15 protein-coding genes and 2 riboswitches are annotated in these 17,921 nt (G+C 69.2%); of the genes, 6 read left to right on the top strand and 9 right to left on the bottom strand.

Annotation, left to right across the window (positions count from 1 at the left end; translation table 11 throughout):
* Positions 1 to 49: 49 nt before the first annotated feature.
* Complete coding sequence (locus U9J23_RS19240) at positions 50 to 625, bottom strand: Rv2732c family membrane protein (protein ID WP_229579518.1); 576 nt, start codon at positions 623 to 625, stop codon at positions 50 to 52.
* Between the two features lie 48 nt (positions 626 to 673).
* Here U9J23_RS19240 and U9J23_RS19235 point away from each other — a divergent pair, with 48 nt between their 5' ends.
* Both U9J23_RS19235 and U9J23_RS19230 read left to right on the top strand, forming a co-directional pair.
* On the top strand, positions 674 to 1,375 hold the full coding sequence (locus tag U9J23_RS19235; protein WP_059384658.1) for a haloacid dehalogenase type II: 702 nt from the start codon (positions 674 to 676) through the stop codon (positions 1,373 to 1,375).
* Between the two features lie 37 nt (positions 1,376 to 1,412).
* Positions 1,413 to 1,835, top strand: coding sequence for a DUF1801 domain-containing protein (locus U9J23_RS19230; protein ID WP_059384657.1), 423 nt, complete (start codon positions 1,413 to 1,415; stop codon positions 1,833 to 1,835).
* Positions 1,836 to 1,878: 43 nt separating this feature from the next.
* Here the strand turns inward: U9J23_RS19230 and U9J23_RS19225 are convergent, their stop codons facing one another.
* The 5 genes from U9J23_RS19225 to U9J23_RS19205 all read right to left on the bottom strand — a co-directional run bounded on the left by U9J23_RS19225 (position 1,879) and on the right by U9J23_RS19205 (position 10,047).
* Complete coding sequence (locus U9J23_RS19225; RefSeq protein WP_326599833.1) at positions 1,879 to 3,966, bottom strand: helix-turn-helix transcriptional regulator; 2,088 nt, start codon at positions 3,964 to 3,966, stop codon at positions 1,879 to 1,881.
* A 288-nt stretch (positions 3,967 to 4,254) separates the two neighbouring features.
* Positions 4,255 to 5,172 carry a cobalamin biosynthesis protein gene (locus tag U9J23_RS19220; protein WP_085469057.1) on the bottom strand — a complete coding sequence of 306 codons (918 nt, stop codon included), beginning with the start codon at positions 5,170 to 5,172 and terminating at the stop codon, positions 4,255 to 4,257.
* Positions 5,169 to 7,544 (bottom strand): cobyrinate a,c-diamide synthase, encoded by a 2,376-nt coding sequence (locus tag U9J23_RS19215; protein WP_145707747.1) that lies wholly within the window; start codon positions 7,542 to 7,544, stop codon positions 5,169 to 5,171. Before U9J23_RS19215 ends, U9J23_RS19220 begins: the two co-directional genes overlap by 4 nt.
* Complete coding sequence (gene cobO, locus U9J23_RS19210) at positions 7,541 to 8,155, bottom strand: cob(I)yrinic acid a,c-diamide adenosyltransferase (protein ID WP_085469056.1); 615 nt, start codon at positions 8,153 to 8,155, stop codon at positions 7,541 to 7,543. The genes U9J23_RS19215 and cobO overlap by 4 nt, the downstream gene beginning before the upstream one ends.
* The gene (locus U9J23_RS19205) at positions 8,155 to 10,047 is read right to left on the bottom strand and encodes a VWA domain-containing protein (protein WP_085469055.1); all 1,893 of its coding nucleotides are present in this window, start codon (positions 10,045 to 10,047) and stop codon (positions 8,155 to 8,157) included. Before U9J23_RS19205 ends, cobO begins: the two co-directional genes overlap by 1 nt.
* 23 nt (positions 10,048 to 10,070) lie before the next feature.
* Positions 10,071 to 10,266, bottom strand: a riboswitch (cobalamin riboswitch).
* Positions 10,267 to 10,306: 40 nt separating this feature from the next.
* On the opposite strand from U9J23_RS19205, the gene cbiE reads away from it, so the two are divergent.
* From cbiE to U9J23_RS19185, 4 genes are all read left to right on the top strand, one after another.
* Positions 10,307 to 11,527, top strand: coding sequence for a precorrin-6y C5,15-methyltransferase (decarboxylating) subunit CbiE (cbiE, locus tag U9J23_RS19200; RefSeq protein ID WP_085469054.1), 1,221 nt, complete (start codon positions 10,307 to 10,309; stop codon positions 11,525 to 11,527).
* Complete coding sequence (locus U9J23_RS19195; protein WP_085469053.1) at positions 11,524 to 12,285, top strand: cobalt-precorrin-4/precorrin-4 C(11)-methyltransferase; 762 nt, start codon at positions 11,524 to 11,526, stop codon at positions 12,283 to 12,285. Before cbiE ends, U9J23_RS19195 begins: the two co-directional genes overlap by 4 nt.
* Before the next feature lie 157 nt (positions 12,286 to 12,442).
* Complete coding sequence (locus U9J23_RS19190; protein WP_230823285.1) at positions 12,443 to 13,873, top strand: MFS transporter; 1,431 nt, start codon at positions 12,443 to 12,445, stop codon at positions 13,871 to 13,873.
* Positions 13,874 to 14,422 carry a TetR/AcrR family transcriptional regulator gene (locus U9J23_RS19185; RefSeq protein WP_272269132.1) on the top strand — a complete coding sequence of 183 codons (549 nt, stop codon included), beginning with the start codon at positions 13,874 to 13,876 and terminating at the stop codon, positions 14,420 to 14,422.
* Here the strand turns inward: U9J23_RS19185 and U9J23_RS19180 are convergent.
* The 3 genes from U9J23_RS19180 to U9J23_RS19170 are packed head-to-tail and all read right to left on the bottom strand — an operon-like array spanning position 14,377 to position 17,581.
* A complete protein-coding gene (locus U9J23_RS19180; protein WP_272269130.1) occupies positions 14,377 to 15,948 on the bottom strand; it encodes a precorrin-2 C(20)-methyltransferase in 1,572 nt (523 codons plus the stop codon). The two genes, U9J23_RS19185 and U9J23_RS19180, sit on opposite strands and share 46 nt — an antisense overlap.
* On the bottom strand, positions 15,945 to 16,595 hold the full coding sequence (locus U9J23_RS19175; RefSeq protein ID WP_272269127.1) for a precorrin-8X methylmutase: 651 nt from the start codon (positions 16,593 to 16,595) through the stop codon (positions 15,945 to 15,947). The genes U9J23_RS19180 and U9J23_RS19175 overlap by 4 nt, the downstream gene beginning before the upstream one ends.
* The gene (locus U9J23_RS19170; RefSeq protein WP_272269125.1) at positions 16,592 to 17,581 is read right to left on the bottom strand and encodes a cobalamin biosynthesis protein CobG; all 990 of its coding nucleotides are present in this window, start codon (positions 17,579 to 17,581) and stop codon (positions 16,592 to 16,594) included. Before U9J23_RS19170 ends, U9J23_RS19175 begins: the two co-directional genes overlap by 4 nt.
* Before the next feature lie 118 nt (positions 17,582 to 17,699).
* A riboswitch (cobalamin riboswitch) is annotated at positions 17,700 to 17,893 on the top strand.
* Positions 17,894 to 17,921 lie beyond the last annotated feature (28 nt).

Genomic DNA, 17,921 nt, shown 5'->3' with positions numbered 1-17,921 from the left:
TTGCACTGCAAGCGTGACGCGCGCCACTGTCGATCGGTGAACGGTGCGATCAGTGACCGTCCCGGGGAGTCAGAACCCCGGAGGTGACGGGAGGAGCGCTACGCAGGGGAGCGGTGGAGAGTACGACGGGCAGCCACACCGCCGTGGACGCCATCACCGCGGCCCAGCACAGATACAGCCCCACGTGCGGTGCGTGAGAGGTGCGGGCGACCATCCCGGCCTGCGACCAGACGGCGAACAGTCCCACCATCGACGCCGCACCCGAGCCGAGCATCGCGATCGCCGCGGCACCCCACCGGCGGCGGAGCAACGCGACGAGCGGTACGAGGATGCCGAACACCACCACGAAGACGTCGAAGACGCGGAGGGGGAGTGTGGCGGCCTCGGAGTCCCAGCGCAGAAGGGTCGTCAGGGACGTCACCGAGGTGGCCTGGGGAAGCAGCAGGCCCACGACCAGCAGCGCGACGCACCCGGCCAGGATTCGGACCCGCGAGCGGCCGACGGTCACCTCACCGGCGACGCGGTGTTCGATGCGATCGAGATCGTGACGGAATTCCGCCAGGTCGTCCATGGTGTACCCCCGGAGCGCGGCGACGCTTCGGTCCCAGTATGCGACGCGGGTCACATCGGCGTGCTGGTTCTGCGACTCCGTTTCGGGACGGCGCGAGCGGGCATGCTCCAGGGCGTGAGCCGATACGACGCGTACATCTTCGACGTGCAGGGCACGCTGATGGACTTCTACACCCCGGTCACCCGGGCGGTCGCCGAGGCACTCGGTACCTATGCCGATCCGGCGACCGTGGGCGACCTGGTGCGGGCCTGGAGGAGTGACTACTACGAGCGCATCCTCCGCCTCGATCAGTCGGTGGAGAAGTGGTATCGCGTGCAGGACTCCTACGTCGACGGACTCGGCGACGTGTGCGAGCAGTTCGGGATCGACCTTCCCGAGGACGTGCGCATCGAGACGGCGCGGGCATGGCAGCGCCTCGAGGCATGGCCGGACGTGCGGCCGGGGCTGAAGGAACTCCGTTCTCAGGCGGTGGTGTCGACGCTGTCGAACACGGACATGGCCACGATGATCAGGCTCTTCCGCGAGCAGCAGCTCGAGGCCGACGCCATCCTCACGGCCGAACTGTTCGGCGCCTTCAAACCCGAACGTTTCCTGTACGAACGCACCTGCCGCTATCTCGGGGTCGACCCCTCCCGGGCCGCGATGGTCGCGTCGCATCCCTACGATCTGCGGGCCGCCCGCGAGGTCGGCCTGAACACCGTCTTCGTGTACCGACCGCTCGAGAACGGTCGCCTCGAGGACGCGGTCGACGACACCGAGGGCGAGTTCGACCACCGCATCGAGGACCTGCGGGACATGCCGTGACAGGTACCTGTCGGCACTCGCTGGAAGAGTGCCGATCATGGCCGAGAACAAGACCCAGCCCACCGATCGTCCGGTGTCGGAGTTCCTCGACGCCGTCGATCATCCGGTACGCCGCGCCGACGGGTGGGCACTGCACGACCTGATGCACGACGTCACCGGGCAGCCGGCGGTGATGTGGGGACCGTCGATGGTCGGTTTCGGCCGGTACCACTACCGATACGCCAGCGGACGCGAAGGCGACGCCCTCGCCGTCGGTTTCTCGCCGCGCAAGACGAACCTCGCGCTGTACGGGTTGACGATCGCGCCCGGTGCCGAAGAGCTCCTCGCGACCCTCGGTCCGCACAAGCGCGGTGCCGCGTGCCTGTACGTCACGAAGCTGTCCGCCGTGGACACCGACGTGCTGTCGGAGCTGGTGCGCATCGGCCACCACCACATGACCACGGTCGAGCACACTCCCTGAGGCGGCCGGACCGACCGGGCTCACCCGTCGCTCGGGTACCGCGTCAGTCGAGCACGAGGTGCCGCGCGGCGATCACCGCGTCCTTCCCGGAGTTCACGCCGAGCTTCCGGTACAGCGACCGCAGTTGCGTCTTCACCGTGTTCACGCTGACGAACTCGACCTTCGCGATGGTGCGTGCCGAACGACCCGCGATCAATCCGTCGAGCACCGCACGCTCGCGCGGCGTCAGTCGCACGACCGGTTTCGACTTCGGGTAGGTGGCCGTGTCGAGCGCCGTCGGCTCCGCGGCGGTCGGCAGGGCGACTCCCAGCGAGCCGAGGTGACGGGCCATCAGCGGCGAGACCATGGTGAACGGTCGCAACAGCCCGGTCTGCTGCGACAGCGCGATCGCCCGGTCGAGATGAGGACGGGCCTCGGTGTCGCGTCCGAGCGCGCATGCGGCAGCTGCACCGAGCACGGCGAGTTCCATCGCCTGCCGGGGCGTGCAGTTCGGATCGGTTCCGTAGTGGTGCACGAGCGCTTCGCTGCCGGCAGGATCGCCCGTCAGCAGACGCAGGCGGGCATGGACGGGCGCGGTGAACAGGTGGGTGGAGTCGGCGATGAGGTTCTGCGCCCGGTCGAAGTCGCCCAGCGCCAGTTCGAGGTCGGCGCGTATCGCGTTGACGAGCACCGCGTTGTACCCGGCGTGGAGCTCGGGGTGCCTCCGGATCTCGGCCTTGATCCGCCGCAGCCCGTCCATCGGAGTACGGGTGAGCAGCGCGAGCGAGCCCTGTGCGTAGAGGACGAGTGCCCAGAGCTCGTTCGGAGCCGTGGACGCTTCGATGTCGACGAGGATGTCGAGCGCGACGTCGGATTCGAGTCGGTCGATCGCGAGCAGTACCGCCGCGACCTGCTCGGCGGTGTGCGCGAGGCGTGCGCCCGCTCGGTGGTGTCGCCGAGGCGACCGATCGACGGAGAGCGCCGCGCGTGCCTCCGGTCCTTCTCCGCGCAGGGCGTGCATGAGTCCGAGTACGGCAGCGGCATCGTCGCCGACGGGTGTCCCGGCCCTGGCGGAACGGGCGCGGCGCAACATGCCCATCGCCTCGTGCGGACGCACCGCGAAGAAGTAGGTCAGCCCCGCCTGGAAGTAGAAGGCGGCGTCGGAAGTGACCGTCGTATCGGTGGACTCGGTCGACGAGGACACCGCTCTCGACGCGAGCTCGTCGCAGATCGACGCCGCCTCGGCGAACCGTCCGTCCCTCCGCAGAGTGACGACCTGCCCGAGCTGCGCAGCATTGTCCGACCCGCGCTCGTCGGTCCCCGGCATCACGAGGTAGGTCCTGGCCGGTTCCGCCGGCAGGTCGGCGACGGCACGTCGCAACAACGACCGGCGGACGGCGTCCGGGTACGCCCGGGCCGGGTTCCCGGGCACGGATTCGACCAGTCCGAGGGATTCGAGGGTGGCGACGAACGTCGGCGCGTCCACGCCCGACCCTGCCACGGAGGAGCAGGTCAGCGTGTCGGTCATCGCCGACATCAGAACCGGTCGGAGCAGGTGTGCGAGGAGCGGTTCGTTCTTGATCGTCCGCGCTGTCACCGAGTCGGTCACCGCGTCCACGATGCGGTCGAGGTGCTCCGTCTCCGTCACGCCGGGGATCCGAGCGGGGGACAGGGCTGCGGGGAGACGGCCGATCACGGCCGGTAGCCCTCCGGTGCGGTGAACGATCCGCTCCACGACCCACCGCTCCTGCGGAACACCGGCATCACGCAGGTAGGCAGCTGTTTCGTCGACGGTGAAGGCGAGGTCGTCGGAGGTGAGGATCCTCGTGTCGGAGGGCATGTCCGCACCGACGGAACTCGCGGTGCGGGTCGCGACGACGATGCGCAGGGTCGGTTCGTCGGCGAGCAGAGTGCCGATGCCCTCGGCGACGTCCTCGTCGAGTCGCGTGCCGTCGAGGACGAGGGTGACGGCTGTGTCCGCGGTCGACAGGGCGGTGCGGAGGGCGTCGAATCCCCGGCTCGTGCGCGAGGCTTCGGTGTCGATGCAACGGCGTACGGAATCGAATATCCGGGTCCAATAACGGTCGGCGGCAGAATTCGCCGTGGACGGACCGACGTACGCAATGACGCGACGGGGTTCGGGATCGGTCATGAGCCATGTCCGCAGAAGTGTCGTCTTCCCCGAGAAGCGGTGACCGCGAAGGATCACCAGACGTGGGGCATCGGACAATTCCGAGAACAGGCGACCGCGACAGTAAGGAAAAATCTCGACACCTCCACGTCGGCTTCCCCTGCTCAACGGTTCCGTATTTCGTTTTCCGATATACGAATCGCACGAACAGTAACCGGAGTTACGCATTCGGGCAGAACGAACACGGATTCACCCCGGAATTTCACCCTCGGCCGGAATTTCCCGTCGTAGCGGGAATTATCGGGGAGGTTATCGACGGACGAGGGCGACAGCGATGGCGGTCGCCACGGCTCCGGTTCCGACCTTCGAGGCGAGTCGCGCGGTCCGGCCGATATCTTCCGGGGCCGGTGCGGGTCCGTCGCCGAGCGTGCCGCGATCCTCGACCACACCGTGATAGACGTTCGTGCCGCCGAGCCGGACCCCGAGAGCACCGGCGAACGCCGCTTCGACCGGACCGGCATTCGGACTCGGATGCTGACGGGCGTCCCGGCGCCACGCCCGGACCGCGCCCCGGCCGTCCTCACCGAGTGCGACAGCCAGCACGGCGGTGAGGCGAGCGGGGACGAGATTGAGCAGGTCGTCGAACCGGGCCGAAGCCCAGCCGAACCGTTCGAGCCGCGGGGTGCGGTGCCCGACGCGCGCGTCGAGGGTGTTCGCGGCGCGGTAGCCGAGCAGACCGGCGGGGCCGAGGATCGCACCCCACCACAGCGGCGCGACGACGGCGTCGGAGGTGTTCTCGGCGACCGACTCGATCGTGGCGCGGGCGATCCCGTTCTCGTCGAGCCGAGACGGGTCACGGCCCACCAGGTGGGTCACCTGCCGCCGCGCCGCGGCGAGATCACCGTCGCGGAGTTGGGCGTCGATCGTCCGGGCCTCGAATCCGAGGGAGCGGCCGCCGAGCACGGTCCATGTGGTCAGCGCCGTGACCGCGATGGACAGTACCGGGCGACGGCGGGTCGCGCGGTCGGCGACGTATCCCAGCGCTCCGGCAGAGCCGACCAGCAGTGAGGTGAACACCACCCCGGCGGCGCGGTGGTCGGCATACAACCGGCCCTCGGCGGCGCGCGCCAACTTCCCGAAGCCGCTCACGGGATGCCACCGCTGCGGGTCGCCGACGAGTTGGTCGGCGGCGTAGCCGAGCGCCAGTCCGAGTGCCCTGTGCTTCACAGGATCGTTCTCCACGCCTCGACGAGTGCCGCCGTGGTCGCCGCGTCGCGCACCGCGATCCGCACCCAGTCGTCACCGAGACCGGGAAAGGTGTCGCCGCGACGCAGTGCGAAGCCCTTCTCCTGCAATCTCTCCCGCGTTCCTTCGGGAACGGACGCCAGCACGAACGGGGCCGTCGCGGGGGAGACCAGGCGGATCCCGAGTCCGGTGAGGGCGTCGACGAGAACCGCCCTGTCGGTGGCGATCTTCCGCGCGATCACGTCGGTCTCGCATACTGCGCGACCGGATGCACACGCGATCATCGCGGCCGCTGCGGGAGTGGACACCGACCAGGGCGGTTGCTGCGCGGCGAGATCCACGAGCACTGCGGCGTCGCCGACCACGTATCCGGCTCGTAGGCCCGGGATCGCCCACGTCTTGGTGAGCGACCGCAGCACCACCAGTCCCGGGACGAATCGTCCCGTCAACGATTCGGTTTCGCCGGCAACGGCGTCCATGAACGCCTCGTCGACCACGACCACCCGTCCCGGCCGGGTCAGCGCCAGGAGCGTGTCGGCCGGGTGCAGGACCGAGGTGGGATTCGTCGGATTGCCGACGATCACCAGGTCGGCATCCTCCGGGACCGTACCCGGATCGAGGACGAACCCGTCGTCGCGGCGCAACACGACCCGCGTGACGCGATGCCCGGCGGCCAGCAGTGCCGCCTCGGGTTCGGTGAACTGCGGATGCACCACCACCGGCTTCCGCCACGCTCGGGCCCTGGCGACCAGCGTGAACGCTTCTGCGCCCCCGGACGTCGGGAGGACCTCGTCGTTGCTGCGGCCGTGACGATCGGCGAGGGTGGCGCGTGCATCGCTCGGGTCGGGATACCGGGCGAGATCGTCCAGCGAGGCACGCAGGGCGTCGTCGAGCCATGCCGGTCGCGGTCGACGAGAGACGTTGACGGCGAGGTCGACCAGCCCTTCGGTCGCGTCACGGTCGCCGTGATGGTGCAGGTCGGGTTCGTGTGTTCGACGACGTGCCGGTGCCGAAGTGGGTTCGGGTGCGGGCTCCGCCGCCCGCGCGGCGTCCGCGAAACGTCGAGCGAGATCGGGATGTCCCGCCCAGTGCGTGTGCAGGTACGACGCGTGCACCGTCGCGGTCGCGACGCCGTCCGGCCGGCCGTCGAGCAGCCACGCGGGAGACGAACCGGGATCGATCGCGGTGCGGTGGAATTCGTGGCCGGTGACGCGGGTGCCGGCGGGGGCGAGCAGGGTGTCCTGCGGTGCGATCGCGGTGCGGTAGCCGAGGGTCAGGCGCGGCGTCATCCGTGCCGAGGTGTCGAGGGCGCCGACCATCTCGTGCCCGTCGACCTCCCGCCCCAGATAGAGCAGACCGGCGCACTCGGCGACGGTCGGAACTCCCGCCGCGATCGCGGCGCGCAGGTGCGCGCGCAGGGGGAGATTCGCGGCGAGGTCGGCGGCATGCACCTCGGGGAACCCGCCGCCGAGATAGATCCCCGCGGTGCCGGCAGGCAGCCGTCCGTCGCGCAGAGGATCGAACGACACCGGTCGGCATCCGTGTGCGCGCAGAAGTTCTTCGGTCTCGGTGTAGCGGAAGGTGAAGGCGCGGCCTCCGGCGACGGCGATCACGGGTCCGTCCTCGGTGGGCGTGCCCGGTGACCACGGTGTTGCCGGCAGGTCGGGTGCTGCCGAGGCGATACCGAGGATCTCGGTGAGATCGATGCGCTCGGCGATCCGCACGGCGAGCCGATCCACCTGCGCAGTTGCTTCGTCGCGTTCCTCGGCGGGCACCAGGCCGAGATGGCGCGACGGAACGGTGATGCCGTCGTCGCGGCCGAGCACGCCGATCACCGGGATGCCGGTCGGTTCGAGTGCGCGGATCACCTCGTCCGAATGTCGCTGCGATCCGGCCTTGTTCAGGATCACGCCGGCGATCCGCGTGCCGCGGTCGTAGGACGCCATGCCGTGCACGATCGCCGCGATCGACCGGGAGGCGTGCGAGACGTCGACGACGAGGATCACCGGTGCGGACAGCAGGGCCGCGGTGTGGGCGGTGGACGCGTACCCGTCGGTGCCGATCATCCCGTCGTACAACCCCATGACCCCTTCGATCACAGCGATATCCGCACCGGCGGCGCCGTGCAGGAACAGGGGAGCGACGAGGTCCTCGCCGACGAGATGCGGGTCGAGGTTGCGGCCGGGTCGGTCGGTGGCGAGCGAGTGGTAGCCGGGATCGATGTAGTCGGGACCGATCTTGTGGCCCGACACGATGTGGCCGGCGCGGCGCAGTGCCGCCATGAGACCCGTGGCGACGGTGGTCTTCCCGTGCCCGGATCCCGGTGCGGCGACGACTACACGTGGAACTCTCACCACTCGATCCCTCGCTGGCCCTTCTGTCCCGCATCCATCGGATGCTTGACCTTCGTCATCTCCGTCACCAGGTCGGCGACCTCGACGAGTTTCGGGTGCGCCCGCCGCCCCGTGATCATGACGTGCTGGCGTCCCGGCCGTGAGGTCAGCGTATCGACGACCTCGTCGATGTCGACCCAGCCCCAGGCGATCGGATAGGTGAACTCGTCCAGCACGTACAGGCCGTGCTGCTCCGCGGCGAGGCGTCTCTGGATCTCGCGCCACCCGGCGAGGGCATCGGCGGCGTGGTCCTCCTCGGTGCCGTCCTTACGCGACCACGACCAGCCGGAACCCATCTTGTGCCACTCGATCGGCCCACCGGTGCCGCGCTCGTCGTGCAGATCGGCCAGGGTCTCGAAAGCGGTCTGCTCGCCGAGTCGCCACTTGGCGGACTTGACGAACTGGAAGACGGCGACCGACCAACCCTGGTTCCAGCCCCGCAGCGCGAGACCGAAAGCGGCCGTGGACTTTCCTTTTCCGTCGCCGGTGTTGACCATCAGCAGCGGCCGGTTGCGGCGCTGGCGAGTCGTGAGACCGTCGTCGGGTACGACGGTGGGTTGTCCCTTCGGCATCAGGCGGCCCTCTCCCGAACGATTCCGGTCAGTGCGTCGGCATCGACCTCGCCGACGGGCACGTATTCGGCGCCGAGGTGTTCGGCCAAACGGGCTGCCAGACCCATCCGGAACCGGCCCGTCTCGGAATCCACTACCACGGAGGAGATCCCGTGTGCGGCAATGGCGTCTGCGGCGTCGAGCGAGCGCTGCACAGCGTTCGGTCCGGCGGTGGCGCGACCGTCGGTGACCACGACGAGCAGGGCGCGTCGACGTGGATCCCGCAGCGAATGGCGCCGTATGGTGGCGGCCGCTTCGATCAGGCCCTCGGCCAGTGGGGTCCGCCCACCGGCGGGGAGTTCTCGTAGTCGTGCGGCGGCCACGTCCACCGAATTCGTCGGCGGGAGTGCGAGGGTCGCGCCGGTTCCCCGGAAGGTCACGAGGCCGACGGTGTCGCGACGGCGGTAGGCGTCGAGCAGCAACGACAGGACAGCGGTCTTGACCTGCACCATCCGGTTGCGTGCGGCCATCGACCCGGATGCGTCGACGCAGAGCAGGACGAGATTGGTCTCACGACCTTCGATGATCTTGCGGCGCACCTGCCGATCCCGATCGGCGAAGGCGGTCGCGCGGATCGTGGCGGGGAGGTGGACGGGACCGGAATCGCCTCGGCGACTGCCTACGGTGCGGCCGATCGTGGTGACCGCCCGCGACCGGCGACCGGCCGCTCCGCGCCCGACCCGATCGACGGAGAACACTGTGGCGCGAAACGGATCCGATGCTGATGCCAGGCCGGTGGACGACCGATCACCCGAGCCGGAGGACGTTTCCGCCGCCGAGTCGTCGGGTGCGCTCTCGCCACCACCGGGATCGTCGTCGGGGCCGGGATCGGGATCGTCTCCGCCGAGCAGTTCGTCGAGCAGATCGTCGCTGCTGGTGGGGGCGTCGAAGGGGTTGCGGCGCCGACGGTGCGGCAGGGCGAGTCGGGCCGCTGCCGCAATGTCCTCACGTGTCACCTCGCGGCGGTCGTGCCAGGCCGCGTGTGCGATCGCCGTGCGGGCGGTGACCAGATCGGCGCGCATGCCGTCCACGTCGAAGGCCGCGCACACCTCGGCGATCGAGACCAGCGCGTCGTCGCTCAGCACGACCTGTGCGGCGAGTTCACGGGCGGAGACGACGCGGCGCGACCACTCGGCATCGCGCTCCGCCCACCGCGCGGTGAATCCGGCCGGGTCGGCGTCGAAGGCCATACGCCGCCGCACGATCTCGGCGCGCACGTGCGGGTCGCGCGGCGCGGCCACGTCCACCGCGAGTCCGAAGCGGTCGAGCAACTGCGGGCGAAGCTCACCCTCCTCGGGATTCATCGTCCCGACCAGCACGAATCGGGAGGCGTGCTCGACGGAGACCCCGTCACGTTCGACGGTCGAGCGACCCATCGCCGCGGCGTCGAGCAGCAGGTCGACCAGGTGGTCGTGCAGGAGATTGACCTCGTCGACGTACAGCACACCGCGGTGGGCCAGAGCCAGAAGACCGGGCTCGTATTCGGCCGTGCGGTCGGCCAGCGCCTTGCCGAGATGCAACGCTCCCGTGACGCGATCCTCCGCCGCGCCGACGGGCAGTTCCACCAGCCGAACCGGCCGGACATGCGAGACCGTATCGGCCGGATGAGGACCGTCCGGACAGGACGGATCGGGAGCGTCCGGATCGCACGAGAACCGGCACTCGTCCACGACGGTGACCGGCGGCAACAGTGCGGCGTGGGCACGCACCGTCGTCGATTTCGCGGTGCCCTTCTCTCCACGCACCAGCACACCGCCGATCGACGGCGACACCGCACACAGGGTCAGGGCCAGCGCGAGGTCGTCGGAACCGACCACCGCGCCGAACGGATACACATGCACTTCGACCTCCACAGGCTCCCGCTGGGATGTTCTTCGCGGCAAGCTGTTCGAAGGCCGGTATTCGGACTTCCCGGTCGGACGCCGTGCGATCGCCTTCCCGGACCGGACGGTCCAGTGGCTGCGCGGATGCGCATGATCGACGACTCCCGGGTCACCGCAGCGGGCCTGTGCCGGATTCTCACCGGCTTCCCGATTATCCCCGTGAGGGGCACCTTCGATTGCCTTGCCGCGGCCGAGTGTAGCCGCCGTGCCTGGGCTATGGTTCACCGCCATGGGACCGATGCGACAGACGACAGGCATCACCGTTGTCGGAATCGGGGCGGACGGATGGTCCGGTGTGCCGTCCACCGTCCGGGAGCGGATTCTCGCAGCCGAGGTCCTGCTCGGCGGCCGGCGCCACCTCGATCTGGTTCCTGCCTGCGGAGCGGTGCGCGAGGAGTGGCCGTCGCCGCTCCTGTCCGGGCTCGACGACCTCCTCGACCGGCACGCCGGCAAGGACGTCGTCGCGCTCGCGTCCGGTGATCCGCTGGTCTCCGGAATCGGCACCACACTGATCCGGCGCCTCGGAGGCGACGCCGTGGAGGTGATCCCGGCGGTCTCGTCGGTGGCACTGGCCCGCGCACGCATGGGTTGGTCCGCGGAGGAGTGCGAGACGGTGACCGTCGTGGGGCGCGAGATCGACGCTCTGCGCCGAGTTCTGACGCGCGGACGCAAACTCGTCGTCCTCGTCGACGGTGCACGTGTCGCGGATGTTGCGACGCTCCTGAAGGCCGCCGGTTTCGGGAACTCACGGGTCGCGGTGTTGTCGCATCTCGGTGCGGCGGACGAGTCCCGGATCGATGCGAAGGCGGCCCATCTGACCGATACGGGCGTCCGGTCCTTGAGTCTGCTGTGCATCGAGGTCGACGGACCTGCCGGGTTGTCGGTGCTGCCCGGTCTCGACGACTCCCTGTTCGAACACGACGGACAACTCAGCAAGCGAACAGTACGTCTCGCGGCCGTGTGCGCGCTCGCACCGCGACCGGGGGAGTTGCTGTGGGACGTCGGTGCGGGTGCCGGGTCCGTCGGAATCGAATGGGCGCGCGCGGATCCCCGTTGCCGCACGTTCGCGATCGAGAAGGACGAACGGCGTGCCGGTGCGATCGAACGCAACGCTGCCGCGTTGGGTGTGCCGTCGACCGTGCATGTCGTTCGAGGCGCAGCCCCCGAGGCGCTCTCCGGTCTCGGGACACCCCACGCGATCTTCGTCGGTGGGGGAGGAAGTCGTGACAGTGTGCTCGACACCTGTTGGGAAGCATTGCTTCCCGGCGGTAGGCTGGTCGCGCATGCGGTGACCCTGGAGACCGAGTCCGTCCTCGTGCAGTGGTGGAAGACGCACGGTGGTGAACTCACGCGTCTGTCCGTCGAACACGCAGATCCCATCGGAACGTTCACCGGCTGGCGTGCACAGCGACCGATCGTGCAATGGAGCGCAGTGAAAGGCGAACGATGACCGTCCATTTCGTCGGATCCGGACCCGGAGCGGCCGACCTGCTCACCCTGCGAGCGGTGAACCTGCTCCGCGAGGTCCCGGTGGTGCTGTATGCCGGTACCTATCTCGATGCCGAGACCCTCTCGCACTGTCGTGACGACGCCGAACTGATCGACACGCAGCACCTGGACATCGACGAGATCACCGCGCATCTCGTCGACGCACACCGGCGCGGCCTCGATGCGGTGCGGCTGTGCTCCGGCGACCCGTCGCTGTACTCCGCGCTCACCGAACAGACGCGACGACTCGACGCCGCGGGCGTGCCCTGGGACGTCACACCCGGTGTGCCCGCCTACGCCGCGGCGGCCGCGGCACTGGGTACCGAGCTGACCGTCCCCGAACTCGTGCAGACGGTCGTGCTCACCCGCACCCAGGCCCGATCGACGGCGATGCCCGACACCGAGGCGCTGGCGCGGGTCGCGGGGATCCGGGCGAGTCTCGTCCTGCACCTGGCGATCACCCGCATCCGCGTCCTGGCCGAGGAACTCGCTGTCGAATACGGCGCCGATTGCCCCGTCGCGGTGGTCGCGTTCGCGTCGCGGCCGAACCAGGTCGTGCTGCGGGGCACCCTCACCGACATCGCCGACGGCGTCGAGGCGGCGGGCCTGAAGCACACCGCGGTGATCGTCGTCGGACACGCTCTCGGTGTGCGTGAACGGCCGGACGTCGCCTGCTCACACCTCTACGACCCCGCCCGCGAGCGACACGATCTCGGATAGCTCCATCCTTGCGCGCCGAACCGGGGTTCGCCCCGGTTGCAGCAGGGGCGAACCCCGTTCCACCGCGCGAACCTGTTGACAACCCGGGGGTGAACACCGTTCACTCGATCAGGGGGTGAACGGCGTTCACCCCGCGGGTGGCAACGGAGATGGGGACATGGGACGAAGAACACCGGCATCGAGTACGACGATCACGACGCTGCTGAGCCTGGCGGGTCTGGTGGCGGCTCTGCAGACCACGCTGGTCATTCCGCTGCTCCCGGACTTCCCGGAGATCCTCGACGTCTCGGCCGGCGCCGCGACCTGGCTGGTCACCATCACGCTGCTGACCGGAGCGGTGGCGACGCCCATCGTCTCCCGCTCGGCGGACATGTTCGGCAAGCGCCGGATGATGGTGCTGTCGCTGGCGATGATGGTCGTGGGATCGCTCATCGCCGCGCTCGGCGGGAGCTACCTCGCCGTCCTCGTCGGCCGCGCACTACAGGGCTTCTCCTCGGCGCTCATCCCGGTGGCCATGGCCGTGCTGCGCGACCTGCTGCCCCGCGAGAAGGTCGCGGGCGCGGTGGCGCTGACCAGCGCCACGATGGGCATCGGCGGGGCACTTGGTCTACCGGCAGCGGGCGTTCTCTACGACACCCTGGGATGGGCCTCGGTCTTCTACGTCTCGGCGGCTGCTGGTGTGCTCCTGTTGATCGGCATCCTCGTCACGGTTCCGGCAGGCGCATCGGGCACCCGGGGCCGCTTCGACCTCGTCGGCGCAGTGCTGCTGTCCCTCGCGCTCGTGGCACTGCTGCTCGGGATCTCGAAGGGTCCGGTGTGGGGCTGGTCGAGTCCGCAGACCCTCGTCAGCCTCGGGGCGGCCGCCGTCGTCCTCGCCGTCTGGGTCCCGTACGAACTGCGCGTTCCCGTCCCCATGGTGGATCTGCGCGTCTCATCGCATCGGCCTGTACTGCTCACCAACATCGCCGGGCTCTTCGTCGGGTTCGCGGCGTACGCGAACACCCTCTCCACCACACAGCAACTGCAGCTCCCCGAGATCACCGGCTTCGGATTCGGTCTCAGCGCGGCGACCGCGGGTCTGTGCATGGTTCCGGGCGGACTCACGATGCTCGTCGTCTCCCCGCTGTCGGCGCGCCTGACCGCACGATTCGGCGGCCGCACCACTCTGTTCGCCGCAGGACTGCTCATGACCGTGGCTTACGGATTCCGCATGGTCTTCGACGACACCGTCGCACCCATCGTCATCGGGAGCGTCCTCGTCAGCATCGGTAACGCGATGGCCTTCGCGACCATGCCGGCGTTGATCATGGGTGCCGTCCCGCTCTCGGAGACCGCAGCGGCCAACGGACTCAACAGCCTGTTGAGGACGATCGGATCGTCGAGCATGAGCGCGGTGGTCGCGGCACTGGTCGCCGGACTCACCATGGAAGTCGCCGGGACGGTCTTCCCGGCCCACAGCGCCTTCGTGGCGATGTTCGGGATCGCCGGCGTCGCGACGTTCTCCGCTAGCCTGGCAGCCATGTTCCTTCCGAGGCATCGACCGTCGACGACGAGCGTCGCGGACGCATCCGTGGAGGCGAAGGCGTAGGTGACCGAGCGAACCACCCGCGACGTCATCCTCGACGCCGCACGACCGCTGTTCGCCGAGCGCGGATTCAACGGCACCACGATCAGGGACGTCGCCGAAGCAGCCGGTGTCTCACCGGCTCTCGTGATGAAACTGACCGGCAGCAAGGCCGAGCTCTTCCAGGCGGCAGCTCCGGACTCGCCCGGACTCGCCGAGGCCACGCGTCAGGACGAGCCGGTCGGGTACCGGATGGTGCGTGCGGTCGTCGAGCGACGGGATTCGGACGACTACGACTTCTGGGCGATGGCACCCTTCCTGATCCGTGAGGCGGCGGATCCGGCTGTGGCCCGCGCACGGACGAACGAGCGGGTCGTCGCCCGGATCGCGGCACTGATCGGGGATGACTCGGCGGCGCTGGTGCGCCCGCAGATGGTCGTCACCCTCCTGCTGGGGCTGGCGGGCAGCCTGAGGACGTTCGAGTTGCTGCCGCCCGACGAGATGCCCAGCGAGACGTTGATCGAGACCTACGGCCGGCTCGTCCAGTCGGTCGTCGACGATCCCGCACTCTGACCGTCGACCGATCGTTTCGTCCATACCGCACCCGAAGGCATCACGGAGGTGCCTGCAGCGCCGACGATGAGCAGGCATTTCATGTCGATGCTCGCCGGATCGAGTTTCTCGAGTGTCGTGACCTCGAGCGACTCGCCCGGCCGTCCCACGTCGCGTCCGATCACGACGACGGTGTCGGCCGGACGATGCTTCAACAGTACCGTTCTCGCGTCCGCAACCTGCGTCGTCCGAGACCGGGACGCCGGGTTGTAGATACCCAGGACGAGATCGGCCTCGGACACCGCGGCCAACCGCTTCTCGATCACGTCCCACGGCTTGAGTCGATCCGACAGGCTCATCACCGCGAAGTCGCCGCCGATCGGGGCGCCGGCACGCGCCGCCACGGCCTGCACCGCGGAGACACCCGGCAGGACGCGGATCGGCACCGATGCGTACGCACCGTCCTGCGCGGCCTCGAAGACCGCCGACGCCATCCCGAACACCCCGGCGTCACCACCGGAGACCACCGCGACCTTCTCGCCCGACAGCGCAAGGTCGAGAGCGAATCGCGCACGGTCGACCTCGACGGTGTTGCCGCTGGAATGACGGTGCAGGCCGGGACGCACCGGGACGCGATCGACATACGGTCCGTATCCGACGACGTGATCGACCTGTGCGAGTGCGTCGGCGGCCTCGGGGGTCAACCATTTCTCGTCCGCCGGGCCCAACCCGACGACGAGCAATTCGTTCGCGTCCGGGTGTGTCGCCTCGGCCGAGACGGACGGCCGTGATCGGTCGGCGACCGTCCGATTCCTCGGCGAGCGGTCACCAGCGGTGAGGATCACCGAGAAGTACGGCACCGCGTCGGCATCGACCTCGGCGACCGGGAGGATGCGTTGCCGATCCATCGACGCGCGTTCGACGTAGACGGCGTCGTCGAGGCGACCGGACTGGGCGAGAGCTTCCCGGACGGCGGGAAACGTCCTGCCCAGCTTCATGATCGCCGCACCATCGGTGTCGGCGAGTCGCCGTGCGAGCTCCGGGGCGGGCAGTGTGCCGGGCAGGATGGTGAGGACGTCGGTGCGCCGCACCATCGGTTCGGCGGCTGCAGCAGAGGCGGCGGACACCGAGGTCACCCCTGGCACCACTTCCGTCGGGTATCGCGGAGCGAGGCGGTCGTGCAGGTACATGTACGAGCCGTAGAACAGAGGGTCGCCCTCGCAGAGCACGACGACAGTGCGTCCCGCGTCGAGGTGGACGGCCAACCGGGCGGCGGACTCGTCGTAGAAATCGGCGATCGCACCGTCGTAGCCGCCCGGGTGATCGGTGGTGCCCGTCGTCACCGGGTACACCAGCAGTTCCTCGATCACGCCGTCAGGGATCAGATCGGCGGCGATCGATCGGGCGATGGAGCGGCCGTGCGTACCGGAGTAGTACGCGAGGACGTCCGCCTCGGCGATCAGCCGCGCAGCCTTGCGTGTGATGAGTTCGGGATCGCCGGGGCCGAGACCCACGCCGTAGAACCTGCCGGACACCATCTCGCTCATTCCTTCTCCTGCGCAAGTGCATTGATCGCGGACGACGCCATCGCCGACCCGCCGCGGCGTCCCCGGACCACCAGATGGGGGATCTGCAGCCGATGGTCGAGCAGCGCCTCCTTCGACTCCGCGGCGCCGATGAAGCCGACGGGAACACCGACGATCGCCGCCGGTCGCGGGGCGCCGTCGTCGAGCATCTCGAGCAGGTGGAACAGGGCGGTCGGGGCATTGCCGATCGCAACGACAGCCCCCTCGAGGCGGTCGGCCCACAGCGACACCGCCGCCGCGGAGCGGGTCGTGCCCCAACGTTCGGCGAGTTCGGGGACACGTGGGTCGGCGAGCAGACACATCACGTCGTTGTCGGCGGGCAGGCGCGTGCGGGTGACCCCCGAGGCCACCATGTTCGCGTCCGTGAGGATCGGCGCACCAGCGTTCAACGCTTCGCGTGCGGCCGGAACAAGATCGGAGTGGATGACGAGATCCCGTGCCAGATCGGTCTGTCCGCTCGCATGGATCATCCGGACCGCGACCTTCTCAGCATTCACAGGGATTGCCGACAGATCGGATTCGGCACGGATCGTCGCGAACGACCGGACGTAGATCTCGGCGCCGTCAGTGACGTAGTCGTACCGGTGCGGGGGAGGTCGAAGACTCACGGGGTGCTCCTGGCGAAAACGAGACGGTGAGACGAGTGCGGTGCGCCGCAGGCGCGTTCGCATCCGACGACATGAATTCGGGAATCGATGGTATTTCCGGCGACGATCCGGCGAGCCAGTGCTCGGGTGTCACCTTCGGCGAGGCTACACCCGGGTGCTCCCGTGCACGCCGTCACCCGCTGCCACGCCGAATCCGGGGCCGTCTCGAGGCCGGTTCCGCGCAGCGCAACGAGATTCGATCCGGACGGAAATATCAAGCCGCGCCACGGCGTGACGACCACGTCGCGATCGGGCAGCACAGCGACCGTGGCGGGGGTGAGAATTCCCAGCGGGACCAGCACCGATACCGCGTCACCGAGCACGCCGTACGGCATCGTGGGGGCCGGTGGGCGCGGTACGGGAACGGTACCGCCGAGTTCCGCTCCCGCACGCGGAAGTTGACGCACGTGCCAGACCGACCCGCGGATCCCGACGAAGCGGCGGGCGAGTCGCAGGAGCATCCCCGGCGTCTCCGCGAGCGGTACCGTCGGCCCGTCGAGTCCACCCACGATGATTCGCGCGGTCCCGTCGCCGAGTGCGACGGCGGTCAGATCGCACCTCAGCGATGCGATGTCGCCGCGACCGTCGTCGATGCCGAACAGGAACCGGCCCGGCAGCTCTGCGAGGGCGGGATCGGCGCACAGTGCGGCATCGAATTCGCGAACGAGAGGCCGGACGTCGGCGAGTCCACCCGCGAGCCCCGACAGCGGTGACGCGACGATGTTCCGCACCCGTTCGTGGCTCGCCGACGGAAGCAGGCCGGCCGCGGCGACGGCGTCGGCCAGCCCCGCGGGGACGGCCCCGCACTCGTCGAGTTCGATACCTCTGAGCTGCAGATTTCCTCGAGACGTCAGGTGTACGTCGCCGTCGGCGTAGGCGATCGACGCGGTCGACAGCGCTCGGAGTGCACCGTCGGGTATCTGCCCTCCGGGCACACGCAGGCGCACCAGCGCACCGTCCGCCGCGACATGCGGGCGAAGAATTCCGGGGCACCGATCGGGAGGGAGAGGAGGTGGCAGAGCATCCACGGACGCACATGGTTGCACACCTTTCCGGCCGGGTGCGCTACTCTCGGCTTGCCGTGGTGCTCGGGAAGCCGGTGGGAAACCGGCGCGGCCCTCGCCACTGTGAGCGGATAGTTGCTCGCCCTCGTCCGTACCGGTCCGCCGGTGCGGAGGCCACTGGATCTCGGTCCGGGAAGGTCGGTGGAGCAGCGATGACCCGTCAGCCAGGAGACCGGCCACGGCACGTGAGGTCCACGAGGGTTTTGGAGACTGAACATGGCTG

Origin of the sequence: Rhodococcus sp. PD04 (genome assembly GCF_035918275.1) — a bacterium.
Lineage (GTDB): Bacteria > Actinomycetota > Actinomycetes > Mycobacteriales > Mycobacteriaceae > Rhodococcus > Rhodococcus rhodochrous.
Note: the sequence above shows the minus strand (reverse complement) of the source record. Positions and strands in the feature narration are given on the sequence as shown.